Annotated in this window: 11 protein-coding genes, 1 tRNA gene and 3 rRNA genes; 7 read left to right on the top strand and 8 right to left on the bottom strand. The window is 57.2% G+C overall.

All coding sequences use genetic code 11. From position 1 onward, the window contains the following. Positions 1–24: 24 nt before the first annotated feature. A complete protein-coding gene (gene nlpE, locus SSARUM2_RS19200; RefSeq protein ID WP_033655310.1) occupies positions 25–708 on the top strand; it encodes an envelope stress response activation lipoprotein NlpE in 684 nt (227 codons plus the stop codon). 60 nt (positions 709–768) lie between these two features. On the opposite strand, the gene proS is transcribed toward nlpE, so the two are convergent. From proS to metN, 6 genes are all read right to left on the bottom strand, one after another. Continuing rightward, positions 769–2,487 carry a proline--tRNA ligase gene (proS, locus tag SSARUM2_RS19195; RefSeq protein ID WP_033655309.1) on the bottom strand — a complete coding sequence of 573 codons (1,719 nt, stop codon included), beginning with the start codon at positions 2,485–2,487 and terminating at the stop codon, positions 769–771. A gap of 120 nt (positions 2,488–2,607) precedes the next feature. Continuing rightward, positions 2,608–3,315: a tRNA (N6-threonylcarbamoyladenosine(37)-N6)-methyltransferase TrmO gene (tsaA, locus tag SSARUM2_RS19190; protein WP_060438373.1), complete on the bottom strand. Its 708-nt coding sequence runs from the start codon at positions 3,313–3,315 to the stop codon at positions 2,608–2,610. Beyond that, positions 3,312–3,716, bottom strand: a complete 405-nt coding sequence (gene rcsF / locus SSARUM2_RS19185) for an Rcs stress response system protein RcsF (protein WP_025304011.1) — start codon at positions 3,714–3,716, stop codon at positions 3,312–3,314. The genes tsaA and rcsF overlap by 4 nt, the downstream gene beginning before the upstream one ends. Before the next feature lie 114 nt (positions 3,717–3,830). Then, positions 3,831–4,646, bottom strand: coding sequence for a MetQ/NlpA family lipoprotein (locus tag SSARUM2_RS19180; protein WP_033635716.1), 816 nt, complete (start codon positions 4,644–4,646; stop codon positions 3,831–3,833). 39 nt (positions 4,647–4,685) lie between these two features. Beyond that, on the bottom strand, positions 4,686–5,339 hold the full coding sequence (locus tag SSARUM2_RS19175) for a methionine ABC transporter permease MetI (RefSeq protein ID WP_004932010.1): 654 nt from the start codon (positions 5,337–5,339) through the stop codon (positions 4,686–4,688). Then, a complete protein-coding gene (gene metN, locus SSARUM2_RS19170; RefSeq protein ID WP_004932012.1) occupies positions 5,332–6,363 on the bottom strand; it encodes a methionine ABC transporter ATP-binding protein MetN in 1,032 nt (343 codons plus the stop codon). Before metN ends, SSARUM2_RS19175 begins: the two co-directional genes overlap by 8 nt. Positions 6,364–6,551: 188 nt before the next feature. On the opposite strand from metN, the gene gmhB reads away from it, so the two are divergent. The 6 genes from gmhB to SSARUM2_RS19140 all read left to right on the top strand — a co-directional run bounded on the left by gmhB (position 6,552) and on the right by SSARUM2_RS19140 (position 14,404). Continuing rightward, on the top strand, positions 6,552–7,115 hold the full coding sequence (gmhB, locus tag SSARUM2_RS19165; RefSeq protein WP_060438372.1) for a D-glycero-beta-D-manno-heptose 1,7-bisphosphate 7-phosphatase: 564 nt from the start codon (positions 6,552–6,554) through the stop codon (positions 7,113–7,115). Between the two features lie 392 nt (positions 7,116–7,507). Then, a 16S ribosomal RNA gene (locus SSARUM2_RS19160) occupies positions 7,508–9,049 on the top strand. Positions 9,050–9,137: 88 nt separating this feature from the next. Beyond that, positions 9,138–9,213 (top strand) — tRNA-Glu (locus SSARUM2_RS19155). Positions 9,214–9,452: 239 nt separating this feature from the next. Then, a 23S ribosomal RNA gene (locus SSARUM2_RS19150) occupies positions 9,453–12,360 on the top strand. Positions 12,361–12,464: 104 nt separating this feature from the next. Next, positions 12,465–12,580 (top strand): 5S ribosomal RNA (gene rrf / locus SSARUM2_RS19145). Together the 16S, 23S and 5S rRNA genes with 1 tRNA gene alongside form the textbook arrangement of a ribosomal RNA operon. A gap of 513 nt (positions 12,581–13,093) precedes the next feature. Beyond that, entirely contained in the window at positions 13,094–14,404 is a 1,311-nt protein-coding gene (locus SSARUM2_RS19140) for an MFS family transporter (RefSeq protein ID WP_033654343.1), read from the top strand. A gap of 36 nt (positions 14,405–14,440) precedes the next feature. On the opposite strand, the gene pssA is transcribed toward SSARUM2_RS19140, so the two are convergent. Further along, the gene (gene pssA / locus SSARUM2_RS19135) at positions 14,441–15,796 is read right to left on the bottom strand and encodes a CDP-diacylglycerol--serine O-phosphatidyltransferase (protein ID WP_060439353.1); all 1,356 of its coding nucleotides are present in this window, start codon (positions 15,794–15,796) and stop codon (positions 14,441–14,443) included. A 152-nt stretch (positions 15,797–15,948) separates the two neighbouring features. Beyond that, a complete protein-coding gene (locus SSARUM2_RS19130; RefSeq protein ID WP_033654341.1) occupies positions 15,949–18,597 on the bottom strand; it encodes a bifunctional acetate--CoA ligase family protein/GNAT family N-acetyltransferase in 2,649 nt (882 codons plus the stop codon). Positions 18,598–18,619 lie beyond the last annotated feature (22 nt).

Genomic DNA, 18,619 nt, shown 5'->3' with positions numbered 1-18,619 from the left:
CATGAACACAGTAGGAGAATAACTGTGAAAAAAATTACGGTAGCCCTGTTCCTCGCGGCAGGCGCACTCTCGTTGTTGGGATGCAACAATCATTATCAACCGAAGGAACAACCGCTGCAGCCAATGCCGCAGAGCTATCAAGGGGTGTTGCCTTGCGCCGATTGCGGCGGTCTGGAGACGGCGCTGTTCCTGGATGAGGACGGCACCTTCGTGCTGCAGGAAACCTATCGCGGCACCAAAGACGGCGATCAGACCTTTGCCGACTACGGCAAATGGGCGCGCACCGCGGATAAGCTGGTGCTGACCGACAGCAACGGCGAAAAACGCTATTTCCGCCCGGTGGGCAAGAGCCTGGAAATGCTGGATCGCAGCGGCGTGCCGATCGAGTCCAAGCTGAATTACCGTCTGGATCCGGTTGAGAAGCCGTTGCCTAAAACGCCGATGACGCTGAAAGGCAGCTACACCTATATGGCGGACGCGGCGGTCTTCAAGGACTGCGCTACCGGCAAAACCTTCCCGGTGGACAACAACATCGCGCTGGAGCAAGGTTACGCCAAAGCATACAAGACCGCCGGCGAGCCGGTATTCCTGACGTTCAGCGCGCACTTCAGCGTGCAGCCGTCGATGGAGGAAGGTCTGACCGAGAAGGCGCTGGTGCCGGACGGCAAAATCGTGTTTGACCGCAGCAAGAACTGCAGCAGCAAATAAGCGATTTCGGATATAAAAAAACCCGCCTAGGCGGGTTTTTTACTTTCTGGCATTCGTCGCTTAGCGTTTGATCTGGCCCAGCAGGAAATCAACGATTTCGCCGGTTTTGATCATTTGCTTCTCGCCGACGCGGCGGTTCTTGTACTCGATCTCTTCGTTGTCGAGATTGCGGTCGCCGATAACGATAGAGTGCGGCACGCCGATCAGCTCCATATCCGCGAACATCACGCCCGGGCGCTCTTTGCGGTCATCGAGGATCACGTCGATGCCGTGGGAGCGCAGGGTGTTGTACAGCTCTTCGGCCAGCGCCTGCACGCGGAACGACTTGTGCATGTTCATCGGCAGGATAGCGACCTGGAACGGCGCGATGGCGTCCGGCCAGATGATGCCGCGTTCGTCGTGATTCTGCTCGATGGCGGCGGCCACGACGCGCGTGACCCCGATGCCGTAGCAACCCATGGTCAGCACCTGGTTGCGGCCGTCTTCGCCCTGCACGGTCGCTTTCATCGCTTCCGAGTACTTGGTGCCGAGCTGGAAGATATGGCCCACTTCGATGCCGCGTTTGATCAGCAGCGTGCCCTGACCGTCCGGGCTGGCGTCGCCGTCCACCACGTTACGGATATCGGCCACCTGTGGCAGCGGCAGATCGCGCTCCCAGTTGATGCCGAAGTAGTGTTTGCCGTCGACGTTGGCGCCGGCGCCAAAGTCGCTCATCGCCGCCACGCTGCGGTCGGCTACCACCGGCATCGGCAGGTTGACCGGGCCGAGTGAACCCGGGCCGGCGCCGACGATGGCGCGAATTTCTTCTTCAGTGGCGAAGGTCAGCGGCGTGGCAACCTGCGCCAGCTTCTCGGCCTTGACTTCGTTCAGCTCGTGATCGCCGCGCACCAGCAGGGCAACCAGCTTGTGGCCGCTCTCTTCGGTGGCGCGCACCATCAGCGTCTTCACGGTTTTTTCCACCGGCAGCTGGAACTGATCGACCAGCTCAACGATGGTTTTGGCGTTCGGCGTATCCACCAGACGCAATTCTTCGCCGGCCGCCGCGCGAGGCGCCGCCGGCGCGACCGCTTCCGCCAGCTCGATGTTGGCGGCGAAGTCGGAACCGGTGGAGAACACGATATCGTCTTCACCGCTGTCTGCCAGCACCTGGAATTCGTGCGAGGCGCTGCCGCCGATCGAGCCGGTATCGGCCTGCACCGGGCGGAAATCCAGACCCATGCGGCTGAAGATTTTGCTGTACGCTTCGTACATCGCGTCGTAAGTCTCTTGCAGAGACTCCTGCGAGGTATGGAAGGAGTAGGCATCCTTCATCAGGAACTCACGGGAACGCATTACGCCGAAACGCGGGCGCACTTCATCACGGAACTTGGTCTGGATCTGGAAGAAGTTCAGCGGCAGCTGTTTGTACGAGCTGATCTCGTTGCGGATCAGATCGGTGATCACTTCTTCATGCGTCGGGCCCAGCACGAACGGACGATCGCCGCGGTCGACGAAGCGCAGCAGCTCGGGGCCGTATTGCTCCCAACGGCCGCTTTCCTGCCACAGATCGGCAGGCTGAACCACCGGCATGGACACTTCGATCGCGTTAGCATTGTTCATTTCTTCGCGAACGATGTTTTCAACCTTTTTCAGAACGCGCAGGCCGGTCGGCAGCCAGGTGTAAAGACCGGAGGCCAGCTTGCGGATCATCCCGGCGCGCAGCATCAGCTGGTGGCTGATCACTTCGGCGTCGGCAGGTGTCTCCTTCAATGTGGAGAGCAGATATTGGCTAGTACGCATGGTGTTTTGGTTCCGTTAGAACTGCAAATTGCATCGGGCTGCCAGAGTGGCGGCCAAAAGTGACAAAAGTGGTTTAGTTTACCAGCGCGAGCGGGTCGCCAAAAGAGAGGCGGCGGAATTTTAACGCGGGTCGAGCGCCAACACTTCGGTATGACCGTCCACGACGCGCCAGCGCACGTTGAAATCCAGCAGCCAGACGGCGTAATCCCGTTCGACGTCCTCTCCTTTACGATAGGCGGGACGGGGATCTTGCGCCAGCACCTGGCTGATAAAACGCCTTAATTGCGGATAACGCACCTTATGTTGCTGCAGCTGCTGCTCGGCCTGAGGCGCGAAATGCACCGGCATATCGCCGGCGGGCGCGGCCTGGGCAAAACCGGCGCGGGCCTGCGGTTGGCTCTCGGCGAACGGCAGATAAGGCTTGATGTCCACCACCGGGGTGCCGTCGACCAGATCGAGGCTGCCCAGCTCCAGCGCCACTTCGCCGTTTTTCATCCGCACGCCTTTCAGTTCGATCAGGGACATGCCGAGCGGGTTGGGGCGGAAAGTGGAGCGGGTGGCGAATACGCCCATGCGGGCATTGCCGCCTAAACGCGGCGGGCGCACCGTCGGCCGCCAGCCGCCTTCCAGGGTTTGATGGAAAATGAACATCACCCACAGATGGCTGAAATCGCTGAGGCCGCGTACCGCCTCCGCCTGGTTGTAAGGTGGCAGCAGCAGCAGTTCGCCGCCACCGTCTTCGACCAGCCCCGGCTGGCGGGGAACGGCGAATTTTTCTTTATATGGCGAGCGGATCACGCCGATCTGCTCGAAAACGAATTCGGTCATTTGGACGAGACGTTAAGCGCCGAGCCCTGGCAGACGGCCTGCTGGTAACAACCGGCGACGCCGCTGACAATCTGGCAGTCGTGCAGCAGCACGGCGTTGGCCTTCATGTAAGACGCGCGGATCTGCATGCGTTTACGGGCGGTAGCCAGATTCGGTGGGGAGTCTTGTACGGTGGTTTGGCACGATTCGCCGGACACTTCACCCAGATCGCGGAATGGCTTGCCCACGAGCTCTTCTGCACTTTTGTACAGTTTTACCGGAGCGGGGCGGGCGGCCGGCGTGGTCTTGGCCGGGGCGGTGGTGGTCGGCTTGCTGGTGCTGTTTGTTGAGGACGGCGCGATACGTTGCGATGAACATCCGGCCAGCGCGAGCGCTAACAAACAGAGAGGTAAAACACGCATTGAGATTCCTCTGCCTTAATGAAAGTGGCGCTATTGAAGCAATCTATGGCGGAAATAACAAGACGGGCCTTGGCCCGTCTTGCAATTATAGGAATAAAATTGGCGAATAAGCGCTTACCAGCCTTTCACCGCACCGCCGTTGAAGATTTTGTTGGCGGCGGCGTCCACTTCGTCAGACTGATAGGCCTGCACGAATTTTTTCACGTTTTCCGCATCTTTGTTATCTTCGCGCGCAACCAGCAGGTTGACGTAAGGCGAGTCTTTATCTTCCACGAACAGGCCGTCTTTCGCCGGCGTCAGACCGATCTGGCTGGCGTAGGTGGTGTTGATCACCGCCAGCGCGATCTGCTGATCGTCCAGAGAACGCGGCAGCTGAGGCGCTTCCAGCTCAACCAGCTTCAGGTTTTTCGGGTTCTCGGTCACGTCCAACACGGTCGGCAGCAGGCCAACGCCGTCTTTCAGTTTGATCAGGCCGACTTTCTGCAGCAGCAGCAGCGAACGGCCCAGGTTGGTCGGATCGTTAGGCAGTGCGATCTGAGAACCCTCTTTCAGCTCGTCCAGCGATTTGATTTTCTTGGAGTAACCGGCGATCGGGTAAACAAAGGTGTTGCCGACCGGCACCAGCTTGTAGCCGCGATCTTTGATCTGCTGATCCAGATATGGCTTGTGCTGGAAGGCGTTCAGATCGATATCGCCTTTGCTCAACGCTTCGTTAGGCAGCACGTAGTCGTTGAAAGTGACCAGCTCAACGTCCAGACCGTATTTCTCTTTCGCCACTTTCTGAGCCACTTCGGCCACTTGCTGCTCAGCGCCGACGATCACGCCGACCTTGATGTGGTTCGGATTCTTTTCATCCTGGCCGCAGCCCGCCAGAGCCAGAGAGCCGATCAGTGCGCCAATTGCCGCGATGGATTTAAATTTTAACGACATATCCCTTCCTCATTAGACTCGCATTAACATGCTGTGAAACTATTTATGGGTAACGGCTTTGACGATGCGATCGCCGCAGAATTGGATCAGATAAACCAAAACTACCAGTAATACTAATACGGTATTCATCACTGTGGCGTTATAACCGATATAACCGTATTGGTAACCGATTTGGCCCAGACCGCCGGCGCCGACTGCGCCGCCCATGGCGGAGTAGCCCACCAGGGTGATCAGCGTGATGGTCGCGGCGTTGACCAGGCCCGGCAGGGCTTCCGGCAGCAACACTTTCTTGATGATCTGCATCGGCGTGGCGCCCATGGCGCGCGCCGCTTCCACCAGACCGGACGGGATCTCCAGCAGGGCGTTTTCCACCATGCGCGCGATGAACGGCGCGGCGCCCACGGTCAACGGCACGATGGCCGCCTGCAGACCGATAGAGGTGCCGACGATCATGCGGGTAAACGGAATCATCCAAACCAGCAGGATAATGAACGGGATAGAACGGAAGATGTTCACCAGCCCGGACAGGATTTTATACAGCGAGTTGTTGGCGATGATCTGCCCCGGGCGGGTGACATACAACAGCACACCTACCGGCAGGCCGAGCACGAAACCGAAGAAGCCGGAGACAAAGGTCATCATGACGGTTTCCCACACGCCACGCGCCATCAACCACATCATTGCCTCAGACATAACCCAGAACCTCTACTTTTACCTGATTTTCCTGCAGGAACTTAATAGTCGCCAGCGCGTCTTCGTCGCTGCCGTGCAGCTCCGCCAGCATCACGCCGAATTTCACGCCGCCGGCATAATCCATCTGGGCGCTGATAATGTTGTTGTTCACGTTGAAGCGGCGAGCGGCTTCAGACAGCAGCGGCGCATCGACCGACTGGCCGGTGAACTCCAGGCGCAGCAGCGGTTGGCGGTCGCCCTGACGCTCCGGCGACAGGCGCGCGGCGTAGTCGTCCGGGATATCCAGATGTAATGTGGACTGAATGAACTGCTGGGCCAGCGGGGTTTTCGGGTGCGAGAACACTTCGCTGACGCTGTCTTTTTCGATCAGTTGCCCCTGGCTGATGACCGCGACCTGGTCGCAGATGCGTTTCACCACGTCCATTTCATGGGTGATCAGCAGAATGGTCAGGCCCAGCCGGCGGTTGATGTCTTTCAGCAGTTCCAGGATGGAACGGGTGGTGGCCGGATCCAACGCGCTGGTGGCTTCATCGCACAGCAGCACTTTAGGATTGCTGGCCAGCGCGCGGGCGATCGCCACGCGCTGTTTCTGGCCGCCGGACAGATTGGCCGGGTAGGCGTCGTGCTTGTCCGCCAGGCCGACCAGCTCCAGCAGTTCGGTCACGCGCTTTTTGATCTCGGCGCGCGGCGTATTGTCCAGCTCCAGCGGCAGCGCCACGTTGCCGAACACCGTGCGGGAAGAGAGCAGGTTGAAGTGCTGGAAGATCATGCCGATTTGGCGACGGGCGCGCGTCAGTTCGCTTTCCGACAGCGAGGTCAGATCCTGACCATCGACCAGCACCTGGCCGGACGTTGGGCGCTCCAGCATGTTGGCGCAGCGAATCAGCGTGCTTTTACCGGCGCCGGAGGAACCGATGACGCCATAGATTTGCCCGGCAGGGACGTGAAGGGTCACGTCAGAGAGCGCGGTAATGGTGCGCGAACCCTGCTGGAACACTTTAGTGATGTTAGAAAGTTTAATCATATTCTTCTTATTTTAGCGTGGTTGCCCGTGGCTAGATAAAAGTAAACCTCGGCGTGGAACCAAGGTATGGATCAGATGTTAAGGCGTCTAGACGTCCAAGTCAACGACCTGCGACGTTCTCCGGCGTTCTCAGCGTGGGGTAAAACATGCGATACTGTCAGCGTATACAGGCCCTCAGGAGCAAAGCGGTGACACAAAGCGTTCCAGCAATTTTTCTCGATCGTGACGGTACGATTAACTTTGACCATGGCTATGTCCATGAAATCGACAACTTCCACTTTATTGACGGCGTGATTGACGCCTGTCGCGAACTCAAAAAGATGGGCTTCGCGCTGGTAATGGTGACCAACCAGTCCGGCATTGCGCGCGGCAAATTCAGCGAAGACCAATTCATGTACCTGACCGAGTGGATGGACTGGTCGCTGGCCGATCGCGACGTTGACTTCGACGGCATCTATTTCTGCCCGCACCATCCGGAGGCGGTAGTAGAAGAGTATCGTCAGGTGTGTGACTGCCGTAAACCGCAGCCGGGCATGCTGCTGCAAGCACAGCAGGAATTGAACATCGATATGGCCGCTTCTTATATGGTGGGCGATAAACCGGAAGATATGCAGGCGGCGATCGCGGCCGGCGTCGGCACCAAGGTGCTGGTGCGTACCGGCAAGCCGGTGACGGAGCAGGGCGAAAAGCTGGCCGATTGGGTGCTAAATAGCCTGGCGGACCTGCCTGAAGCCATCAAAAAGCGGGTTTAATAGGCGTTACGAATGAATAGTGAGCGGTCAGATAAAAAATGCATATTATCGCTTGTCATTCTGAACCGGCTCCCTATAATGCGCCTCCATCGACACGGAACATGTGAACAACTTCACAGAGTATCCGGGGGTCGCAAAGAAAAAATCCTGAAAATTAGGGTTGACTCTGAAAGAGGAAAGCGTAATATACGCCACCTCGAGTTAGCAAGCGAAAGCGCCTAACTCACTGCTCTTTAACAATTTATCAGACAATCTGTGTGGGCACTCCACAAGACGATATCCAGCATCTTCGGATGCAAAAAATATCAAGTCTTGAAGAGTGACTAACTGAAGTAAAATTCATGCAGTAAATCTTTGAGCATCGCTTCTCGAGTGGAAGCAAATCAAGCTTTTAATTGAAGAGTTTGATCATGGCTCAGATTGAACGCTGGCGGCAGGCTTAACACATGCAAGTCGAGCGGTAGCACAAGGGAGCTTGCTCCCTGGGTGACGAGCGGCGGACGGGTGAGTAATGTCTGGGAAACTGCCTGATGGAGGGGGATAACTACTGGAAACGGTAGCTAATACCGCATAACGTCGCAAGACCAAAGAGGGGGACCTTTGGGCCTCTTGCCATCAGATGTGCCCAGATGGGATTAGCTAGTAGGTGGGGTAATGGCTCACCTAGGCGACGATCCCTAGCTGGTCTGAGAGGATGACCAGCCACACTGGAACTGAGACACGGTCCAGACTCCTACGGGAGGCAGCAGTGGGGAATATTGCACAATGGGCGCAAGCCTGATGCAGCCATGCCGCGTGTGTGAAGAAGGCCTTCGGGTTGTAAAGCACTTTCAGCGAGGAGGAAGGTGGTGAACTTAATACGTTCATCAATTGACGTTACTCGCAGAAGAAGCACCGGCTAACTCCGTGCCAGCAGCCGCGGTAATACGGAGGGTGCAAGCGTTAATCGGAATTACTGGGCGTAAAGCGCACGCAGGCGGTTTGTTAAGTCAGATGTGAAATCCCCGGGCTCAACCTGGGAACTGCATTTGAAACTGGCAAGCTAGAGTCTCGTAGAGGGGGGTAGAATTCCAGGTGTAGCGGTGAAATGCGTAGAGATCTGGAGGAATACCGGTGGCGAAGGCGGCCCCCTGGACGAAGACTGACGCTCAGGTGCGAAAGCGTGGGGAGCAAACAGGATTAGATACCCTGGTAGTCCACGCTGTAAACGATGTCGATTTGGAGGTTGTGCCCTTGAGGCGTGGCTTCCGGAGCTAACGCGTTAAATCGACCGCCTGGGGAGTACGGCCGCAAGGTTAAAACTCAAATGAATTGACGGGGGCCCGCACAAGCGGTGGAGCATGTGGTTTAATTCGATGCAACGCGAAGAACCTTACCTACTCTTGACATCCAGAGAACTTTCCAGAGATGGATTGGTGCCTTCGGGAACTCTGAGACAGGTGCTGCATGGCTGTCGTCAGCTCGTGTTGTGAAATGTTGGGTTAAGTCCCGCAACGAGCGCAACCCTTATCCTTTGTTGCCAGCGGTTCGGCCGGGAACTCAAAGGAGACTGCCAGTGATAAACTGGAGGAAGGTGGGGATGACGTCAAGTCATCATGGCCCTTACGAGTAGGGCTACACACGTGCTACAATGGCGTATACAAAGAGAAGCGACCTCGCGAGAGCAAGCGGACCTCATAAAGTACGTCGTAGTCCGGATTGGAGTCTGCAACTCGACTCCATGAAGTCGGAATCGCTAGTAATCGTAGATCAGAATGCTACGGTGAATACGTTCCCGGGCCTTGTACACACCGCCCGTCACACCATGGGAGTGGGTTGCAAAAGAAGTAGGTAGCTTAACCTTCGGGAGGGCGCTTACCACTTTGTGATTCATGACTGGGGTGAAGTCGTAACAAGGTAACCGTAGGGGAACCTGCGGTTGGATCACCTCCTTACCTAAAGATATTGCTTCGAGTGGCGTGCTCACACAGATTGTCTGATGAAAAAGTAACGAGCAAAAGCGTCATAAAAGTACGGTGTCGTGTCCCCTTCGTCTAGAGGCCTAGGACACCGCCCTTTCACGGCGGTAACAGGGGTTCGAATCCCCTAGGGGACGCCAAGCTTCCGACCCACCCGGTGAAAGCGGCGGTCTTCAGTATCTGACGATACACCATATCTTAAAGATGACTTTCGAGTCATGTTTAAGATATTGCTCTTTAACAATCTGGAACAAGCTGAAAATTGAAACATGACGGCTGAAATTCATTCCTCCGTAGAAGTACCGGAATGAAGAGTAACCTGTCATAGAGTCTCTCAAATGTTTGCAACTTGAACGGTGGAAACATCTTCGGGTTGTGAGGTTAAGTGACTAAGCGTACACGGTGGATGCCTAGGCAGTCAGAGGCGATGAAGGGCGTGCTAATCTGCGAAAAGCGTCGGTAAGGTGATATGAACCGTTATAACCGGCGATACCCGAATGGGGAAACCCAGTGTGTTTCGACACACTATCATGTCATGAATACATAGTGGCATGAGGCGAACCGGGGGAACTGAAACATCTAAGTACCCCGAGGAAAAGAAATCAACCGAGATTCCCCCAGTAGCGGCGAGCGAACGGGGAGGAGCCCAGAACCTGAATCGGCTTGTGTGTTAGTGGAAGCGTCTGGAAAGTCGCGCAGCAAAGGGTGATAGCCCCGTACACTAAAATGCACAGGTCGTGAGTTCGATGAGTAGGGCGGGACACGTGACATCCTGTCTGAATATGGGGGGACCATCCTCCAAGGCTAAATACTCCTGACTGACCGATAGTGAACCAGTACCGTGAGGGAAAGGCGAAAAGAACCCCGGCGAGGGGAGTGAAATAGAACCTGAAACCGTGTACGTACAAGCAGTGGGAGCACCTTCGTGGTGTGACTGCGTACCTTTTGTATAATGGGTCAGCGACTTATATTTTGTAGCAAGGTTAACCGTATAGGGGAGCCGTAGGGAAACCGAGTCTTAACTGGGCGATTAGTTGCAAGGTATAGACCCGAAACCCGGTGATCTAGCCATGGGCAGGTTGAAGGTTGGGTAACACTAACTGGAGGACCGAACCGACTAATGTTGAAAAATTAGCGGATGACTTGTGGCTGGGGGTGAAAGGCCAATCAAACCGGGAGATAGCTGGTTCTCCCCGAAAGCTATTTAGGTAGCGCCTCGTGAACTCATCTTCGGGGGTAGAGCACTGTTTCGGCTAGGGGGCCATCCCGGCTTACCAAACCGATGCAAACTCCGAATACCGAAGAATGTTATCACGGGAGACACACGGCGGGTGCTAACGTCCGTCGTGAAGAGGGAAACAACCCAGACCGCCAGCTAAGGTCCCAAAGTCATGGTTAAGTGGGAAACGATGTGGGAAGGCATAGACAGCCAGGATGTTGGCTTAGAAGCAGCCATCATTTAAAGAAAGCGTAATAGCTCACTGGTCGAGTCGGCCTGCGCGGAAGATGTAACGGGGCTAAACCATGCACCGAAGCTGCGGCAGCGACGCTTAGGCGTTGTTGGGTAGGGGAGCGTTCTGTAAGCCGTTGAAGGTGGCCTGTGAGGGTTGCTGGAGGTATCAGAAGTGCGAATGCTGACATAAGTAACGATAAAGCGGGTGAAAAGCCCGCTCGCCGGAAGACCAAGGGTTCCTGTCCAACGTTAATCGGGGCAGGGTGAGTCGACCCCTAAGGCGAGGCTGAAAAGCGTAGTCGATGGGAAACAGGTTAATATTCCTGTACTTGGTGTTACTGCGAAGGGGGGACGGAGAAGGCTAGGCTGGCCGGGCGACGGTTGTCCCGGTTTAAGCGTGTAGGGGGTGTGACCTGGTAAATCCGGTTGCATACTAACCCTGAGGCGTGATGACGATGCACTACGGTGCAGAAGTAGTTGATGCCCTGCTTCCAGGAAAATCCTCTAAGCTCCAGGTAACATTAAATCGTACCCCAAACCGACACAGGTGGTCAGGTAGAGAATACCAAGGCGCTTGAGAGAACTCGGGTGAAGGAACTAGGCAAAATGGTGCCGTAACTTCGGGAGAAGGCACGCTGGCATGTAGGTGAAGTCCCTTGCGGATGGAGCTGAAGCCAGTCGAAGATACCAGCTGGCTGCAACTGTTTAATAAAAACACAGCACTGTGCAAACACGAAAGTGGACGTATACGGTGTGACGCCTGCCCGGTGCTGGAAGGTTAATTGATGGGGTCAGCCGCAAGGCGAAGCTCTTGATCGAAGCCCCAGTAAACGGCGGCCGTAACTATAACGGTCCTAAGGTAGCGAAATTCCTTGTCGGGTAAGTTCCGACCTGCACGAATGGCGTAATGATGGCCAGGCTGTCTCCACCCGAGACTCAGTGAAATTGAACTCGCTGTGAAGATGCAGTGTACCCGCGGCAAGACGGAAAGACCCCGTGAACCTTTACTATAGCTTGACACTGAACATTGAGCCTTGATGTGTAGGATAGGTGGGAGGCTTTGAAGCGTGGACGCCAGTCTGCGTGGAGCCATCCTTGAAATACCACCCTTTAATGTTTGATGTTCTAACTCGGCCCCGTGATCCGGGGTGAGGACAGTGTCTGGTGGGTAGTTTGACTGGGGCGGTCTCCTCCCAAAGAGTAACGGAGGAGCACGAAGGTTAGCTAATCACGGTCGGACATCGTGAGGTTAGTGCAAAGGCATAAGCTAGCTTGACTGCGAGAGTGACGGCTCGAGCAGGTACGAAAGTAGGTCTTAGTGATCCGGTGGTTCTGAATGGAAGGGCCATCGCTCAACGGATAAAAGGTACTCCGGGGATAACAGGCTGATACCGCCCAAGAGTTCATATCGACGGCGGTGTTTGGCACCTCGATGTCGGCTCATCACATCCTGGGGCTGAAGTAGGTCCCAAGGGTATGGCTGTTCGCCATTTAAAGTGGTACGCGAGCTGGGTTTAGAACGTCGTGAGACAGTTCGGTCCCTATCTGCCGTGGGCGTTGGAAGATTGAGAGGGGTTGCTCCTAGTACGAGAGGACCGGAGTGAACGCACCACTGGTGTTCGGGTTGTCATGCCAATGGCATTGCCCGGTAGCTAAGTGCGGAAAAGATAAGCGCTGAAAGCATCTAAGCGCGAAACTTGCCTCAAGATGAGTCTTCCCTGGGCCTTTAAGGCCCCTGAAGGAACGTTTAAGACTAAGACGTTGATAGGCTGGGTGTGTAAGTGCAGCGATGCATTGAGCTAACCAGTACTAATGATCCGTGAGGCTTAACCTTACAACACCGAAGGTGTTTTAGAGACGAAGATATTTTCAGCGAAGTTCCGAGATTGGTTCTGATGGCGACACGAAAGTGAAGCGGTTGGAATGAAACAGAATTTGCCTGGCGGCAATAGCGCGGTGGTCCCACCTGACCCCATGCCGAACTCAGAAGTGAAACGCCGTAGCGCCGATGGTAGTGTGGGGTCTCCCCATGCGAGAGTAGGACACTGCCAGGCATCAAATAAAACAACAAGCCTCATGCGAAAGCATGGGGCTTTTTGTTTTGTCTGTTATCTGGCGTTCTGCACGAGCATGGGCATGCGAAAGGCCCGTCGGGAACGGGCCTTAACGCCGCTCGCGGCGGCCCCGGAGGGGAGAGTCTCAGGATGAGAGGAATTGTGTAGGACAAATCCGCCGGGAGCGGATTTGAACGTTGCGAAGCAACGGCCCGAAGGGGGGGCGGGCAGGACGCCCGCCATAAACTGCCAGGCATCAAATAAAGCCGAAAGCCCTGAACTGACGTTCAGGGCTTTTTGCTATGCGTAAAACGGAAAATCCCCGTTGCAATCCGCTTCAGCTTTCAGCGTGCGGTTTAATATTCATCACAAATTCCGCGCATTGTCCCTCCAAACGCCAGATATTCTTCGTCCGCTATTAAGTTTGGCTGTTAACTTATAAATAACAATAAAGTAACAACCAGAGCGGCAGGACGCCGAATTTCATCATTGCTATGGCTCGGAGAAAATACCATGACAGAAACAACCTCGGTTCTTGAGGATGAACGCGGCGTCGAACAGGGGGCGCTGGATAACAAAAAACGCATTTTTGCCATCGTCGGGGCTTCATCAGGCAATCTGGTGGAGTGGTTTGATTTTTACGTTTACTCCTTCTGCTCAATCTACTTTGCCGCCTCATTTTTTCCGGCGGGCAACAGCACGACACAACTGCTGCAAACTGCCGGTGTGTTCGCCGCCGGCTTCTTTATGCGGCCGATCGGCGGCTGGCTGTTCGGCTACATTGCCGATAAACACGGCCGAAAAAACTCAATGCTGCTTTCGGTCTGCATGATGTGCGCCGGATCGCTGGTGATCGCCTGTCTGCCGACGTATGAGTCGATCGGCAGCTGGGCGCCGGCGCTGCTGCTGATCGCGCGATTGTTCCAGGGGCTGTCTGTGGGCGGCGAGTACGGCACCAGCGCCACCTACATGAGCGAGGTGGCAATCAAGGGGCGGCGCGGCTTCTACGCATCGTTCCAGTATGTCACGCTGATCGGCGGGCAACTGCTGGCGCTGCTGGTATTGGTGATCCTGCAGCAGATATTGTCCGGCGAAGAGCTGAAGGCCTGGGGATGGCGCATCCCGTTTGCCTTGGGGGCCGTGTTGGCGGTGGTGGCGTTGTACCTGCGCCGTTCGCTGAATGAAACCTCCGATGCGAAAACACGTAACCACCAAGATGCCGGTTCGCTGACGGGGCTATGGAAAAACCGCAAGGCGTTTGTGATGGTGTTGGGCTTTACCGCCGCCGGTTCACTGACCTTTTACACTTTTACCACCTATATGCAGAAATATCTGGTGAACACCGCCGGTATGGACGCCAAGCTGGCCAGCGCCATCATGACCGCCGCGCTGTTCGTCTTCATGTTGCTGCAGCCGGCGGCAGGCGCGTTCTCGGACAAAATCGGCCGTCGCAGCTCGATGCTGATCTTCTCGGCATTGGCCACCCTGTTGACGGTGCCGATCCTGTTCGCCCTGAAAGGGGTGAGCAACCCCTTTATGGCGTTCGGCCTGATCGTACTGGCGTTGTTCGTTGTCAGCTTTTACACCTCGATCAGCGGGCTGCTTAAAGCCGAGATGTTCCCGCCGGAGGTGCGTGCGTTAGGGGTAGGCTTGTCTTATGCGGTAGCGAATGCCCTGTTCGGCGGTTCGGCGGAATATGTCGCGCTGTCGCTTAAATCGTTCGGCGTGGAAAATGCCTTCTTCTGGTATGTTTCCGGCATGTGCCTGCTGGCGTTGCTGGTCTCGCTCCGGCTGCATCGCAAAGGCAAGGAAATACAGCTGTAATAAAAACCCCGGCCTTGGCCGGGGTCAGAGTAGATCTTACAGGATACGGCTAATCAACCGATCGATGCGGATACGCCGCAGACGGCGAATCAGCTTGCGCACCTTGATTGGGTACTGCTGAATGCTTTGCAGCTCCTGATAATGGCCGACCACGGTGGTGTGAGTGCGGATGCACTCCAGTTCTGTTTGCCGCTGCTCGCGCATTTCCTGCTTGGGATCGTGGATCAGAATGGCGTTTTCCAGATCCAACCGCCAGGCGCGCGGGTTGAGATTATTGCCGGTAATCAGCTGCCACTCTTCGTCAACCCACATGCCTTTCAGATGATAGCTGTTATCGCCATCCTTCCACAGACGCACGATCAGCTGCCCGGTGTCGATATAGCGCTGCAAGCGGCTCAGAAAACGGCGCAGGTTGATCTCGTACAGGTAGGGCAGCGCGCCGATGATTTTGAACGGCTGGTCTTCCGGAATATAGAAGTCGTTGGCGGTCTTGTCGCCGACGATGATCTCCACCTGTTTGCCCTGGCGCAGCAGATAAATGATATTGCGCACCAGCAGCGCCGGCAGGTTGAAATAAGGGGTGCACAGCGTCAGTTTCTGGTCGGCGCACGACATCAGGTGATGAATGGTTTTATTCAGCACGCTTTGCTTGCCAAGCCCAACCAGCGGCGTCACCGCCAACTCATCGTTGCCGGCCTTGCCGCGGAAGTGATAGCCGGCGCGGCGCAGGGCGAAACGGAACAGGCGGGTCTCGTTTTTTATCTCCGGGCTTTTCGGCCGATCGCTGCGATCGAGGCGCTGTACGGCGCCGGCGGTGAGCAGATGCTGCTTGATGTAATCGATCAGGGTATCGGCCAACACCTCGTTGGTGATCAGCTGGTAGCGATCGTAACGGTATTTCTCATGCTGATGCAGATAAACGTCGTTGATGCTGGCGCCGCTGTAGATCACGGTATCGTCGACCACAAAGCCCTTCAGGTGCAGTACGCCCAACGCTTCGCGGGTATTGACCGGCACGCCGTAGATAGGCACCGACTGCTCGGGATGTTGGCCGACCATGGCGCAGTACCAGTCGGCGTTGGTATTGGCGGCGGCGGCGCCGATGCGGCCGCGCTGTGCGCGGTGCCAGTCGACCAGCACGCAGATTTCCAGCTCGGGCCGCCGCTGCTTGGCTTGATACAGCGCGTTGAGGATCTCGCGCCCGGCGTCGTCATGCTCCAGATACAGAGCCACCAGATAGATGCGTTGGGTAGCGTTGGCGATGGCGTCCAGCAGCGTGGTGCGAAAATCGGACGGCGCGTACAACGTACGAACATCAGCAACCGTCTGGGGGAGTTTGGGCAGTTGTGCAAGGTGTTGTTGATGTTTGCTACGTTTAAATTTTGACAACATCACAGTGCGTTTCTTCTCTCATGATTGATGGCCGGAACGCCACAGGCATAAAAACATTAAACCGAATAATCGGGCGATAATACCATTAGTTGCCTCGATTGTGCGTATGTTTTGGCGTTAAGTGGTGGATTCGTAGCGCATTGCGACGCAGGTCACTGCGCGTCGGCGGCCTGCAGCGGCAGCGTCAGATTGACGATGCCGTCCTCAAGCTGCACCTCGATGCCAAAGCCCAGCCGCTGCGCCAACGCGATCATGCCGCGGTTATTCGGCATGGTGATGCCGCTCAGACGGGTCAGGCCATGGGCGCGCGCATAGGCGATCATTTTCTCCAGCAGCTGGCGGCCCAGGCCCAGGCCTTTCAGGTCGGAACGCACCAGCACGGCGAATTCGGCGTCGGTGTTGTCCGGATCGGACAGCGCGCGGGTCACGCCGATGATCTCGTCTGCGCGCACCGCCACAAAGGCCATTTCTCGATCGTAGTCGATCTGCGTCATGTTGGCCAAATCGTCATGGGTAAACTCGTTGATCTCGCTGAAGTAGCGATAATAGAGGTCTTCCTTGGTCACCCGGTCAATGAAATGCTTCAGCGCCGGCTCGTCTTCCGGCAGGATCGGGCGGAACAGGCATTGGCTGCCGTCTTTCAACGCGATGGTTTCTTCCAGCTCATGCGGATAAGGGCGAATCGCCAGCCGCGCCTGCGGATCGCCGCTGAACGGCGCGAGCTGCATCGAAACGTCCAGCAGGGTGAATTCGCTGCCGGAGGCCAGCACCGGGTGAATATCCAGCCGGGCGATCTCCGGGCAGTCGAGGATCAGGTTGGAGACCTGCACCAGCAGGCGGCTCAGCCCGGGGATATCCAAAGGCCGCAGCGCGCTGCGGCCGCGGATCTTGCCGCCTTTCACCGCCTGCAGCACCAGATAACGCGCCAGCGCCATGTTCAGCGGCGGCAGCGCGACCGCCACCTGATTTTCCTGGCGCCATTCCACGCCGCCTTCGCCCAGCATGATCAGCGGGCCGAAAATCGCATCCTGCTCCACCGCGATGCGCAGCTCCTGGGCACCGGCGCGGTTGGCCATGCTCTGCACCAGCAGGCCGTGAATGCGCGCCTGAGGGTAGGTGCGCTTCACGCGGTCGAGGATCGCCTCCGCCGCGCGCTGCACTTCGGTCGCGGTGCGCAGGTAGAGCATGACGCCCTGAACTTCCGATTTATGCGGGATATCCGGCGAACGCAGCTTCAGCGCCACCGGGTAGCCGATCTGTTCGGCAATGTGTACCGCTTCGGCGCTGTCCTCGGCGATCCAGGTCGGCAGGGTGCTCAGGTCATAGGCCTGCAGGATGGATTGCACCTCGTGGGTATCCAACTGGGTGGCGCCTTCGGCCAGCGCCTGATGGATCAACCGGTGGGCGTCGGCGGTGTTGGCGGTCAGGCCGATCGGCAGCGCCGGCGTCTCTTTCAGCTGCTTCTGATTGCGGCGATATTCCACCATATGCATAAAGGCGGTCACCGCGCCTTCCGGGGTGCGGTAGGTGGGAATGGCGGCCTCGGTAAACAGCCGGCGCGCCTCTTGCGAAGAGTATTCGCCGCACCAGTTGGTCAGCAACGTGATGCGCTTGCCGCGCGCATGGCGATGTAGCGCATCGATCAGCCGTTCCGCCGTGGCGGTGCCCGGCGCCGCCGCGCTCGGCGCGTGGATCAACAGCAGCGCGTCATAGTCGTGGCTGTCGAGCAGCGCTTCGATTGCCGCCAGGAAGCGCTGCGGCGTGGCGTCATCGCGCAGGTCGAGCGGATTGCCGGCTCGGATGAAATCCGGCAGCGCGTCGCTCAATTTTGCCAGGCTCTCATCGCTCAGCGTGGCCAGCTTGCCGTTGCGTCCGAGCAGTTCGTCCAGCGCCATCGCCGCCGGCGCTGCCCCGTTGCTGACGATCATCAGCCGCTCGCCGCGCAGCGGATGCATATGGCTGAGGGTTTCCACCGCCGAGAACAGCTCGTGGGTATCCTGCACGCGCAGCAGGCCGGCGCGCTGGATGGCGGCGTCATAGGCGGCGTCCAGCCCCAGCTGGCTGTTGAGCAGCAGCTGCGCCTGTTGGCTGCGGCCGCTTTTGATCACCAGAATGGGCTTGTTGCGTGAGGCGCTGCGCGAGGCGGAGAGAAAGCGCCGTGCGTCGCTGATGTTTTCCAGATACAGCAGGATGGCGCTGGTCTTGCTGTCGCGCGCCAAAAAGTCGAGCAGGTCGTCGACGTCGATATCCAGGCTGTCGCCCAGCGCGATGAAGTAGGAGAAACCGACTTCGCGCTGCTGCGCCCAGTCGAGAATGGTGTTGGCCACGGCGGCGGACTGCGAGATAAACGCCAGCTTGCCCTTTTGGATCGGCACCGGCGAGAAGCTGGCGTTGATGCCCTGCCACGGCGCCAGCAGCCCCAGGCTGTTGGGCCCTAACAGCCGCATGGCGTAGCGCTGTGCGCAGGCCTTCAGCTCGGCGAACTGTTCCGGCGGCGAAGAGAGCACGATGGCGGTTTTGCAGCCGCGTTGGCCCAGCGCTTCAATCAGCGCCAGATTGCGTTTGGCGTGGGTGCAGATGATCGCCAGATCCGGCGTCAGCGGCAGGCTGGCGACGTCGGGGTAGGCCATCACGCCGCATACCGCCTTGTAGCGCGGCGTGACCGGCAAGATGGGCCCGCCGAAACCGCCGGCCAGCAGGTTGCTCATCATCAGGTTGCCGGCGCGGCCGGGCTGCTGCGACGCGCCCAGCACGGCGATCGATTTGGGACGTAGTAGCGCTTCTAACCCTCGCTGGCTCATGCACGGCTCCTTTTGGCAACGT

The organism is Serratia sp. K-E0102 (assembly GCF_029962625.1).
GTDB classification, from domain to species: Bacteria; Pseudomonadota; Gammaproteobacteria; order Enterobacterales; family Enterobacteriaceae; genus Serratia; species Serratia sarumanii.
Note: the sequence above shows the minus strand (reverse complement) of the source record. Positions and strands in the feature narration are given on the sequence as shown.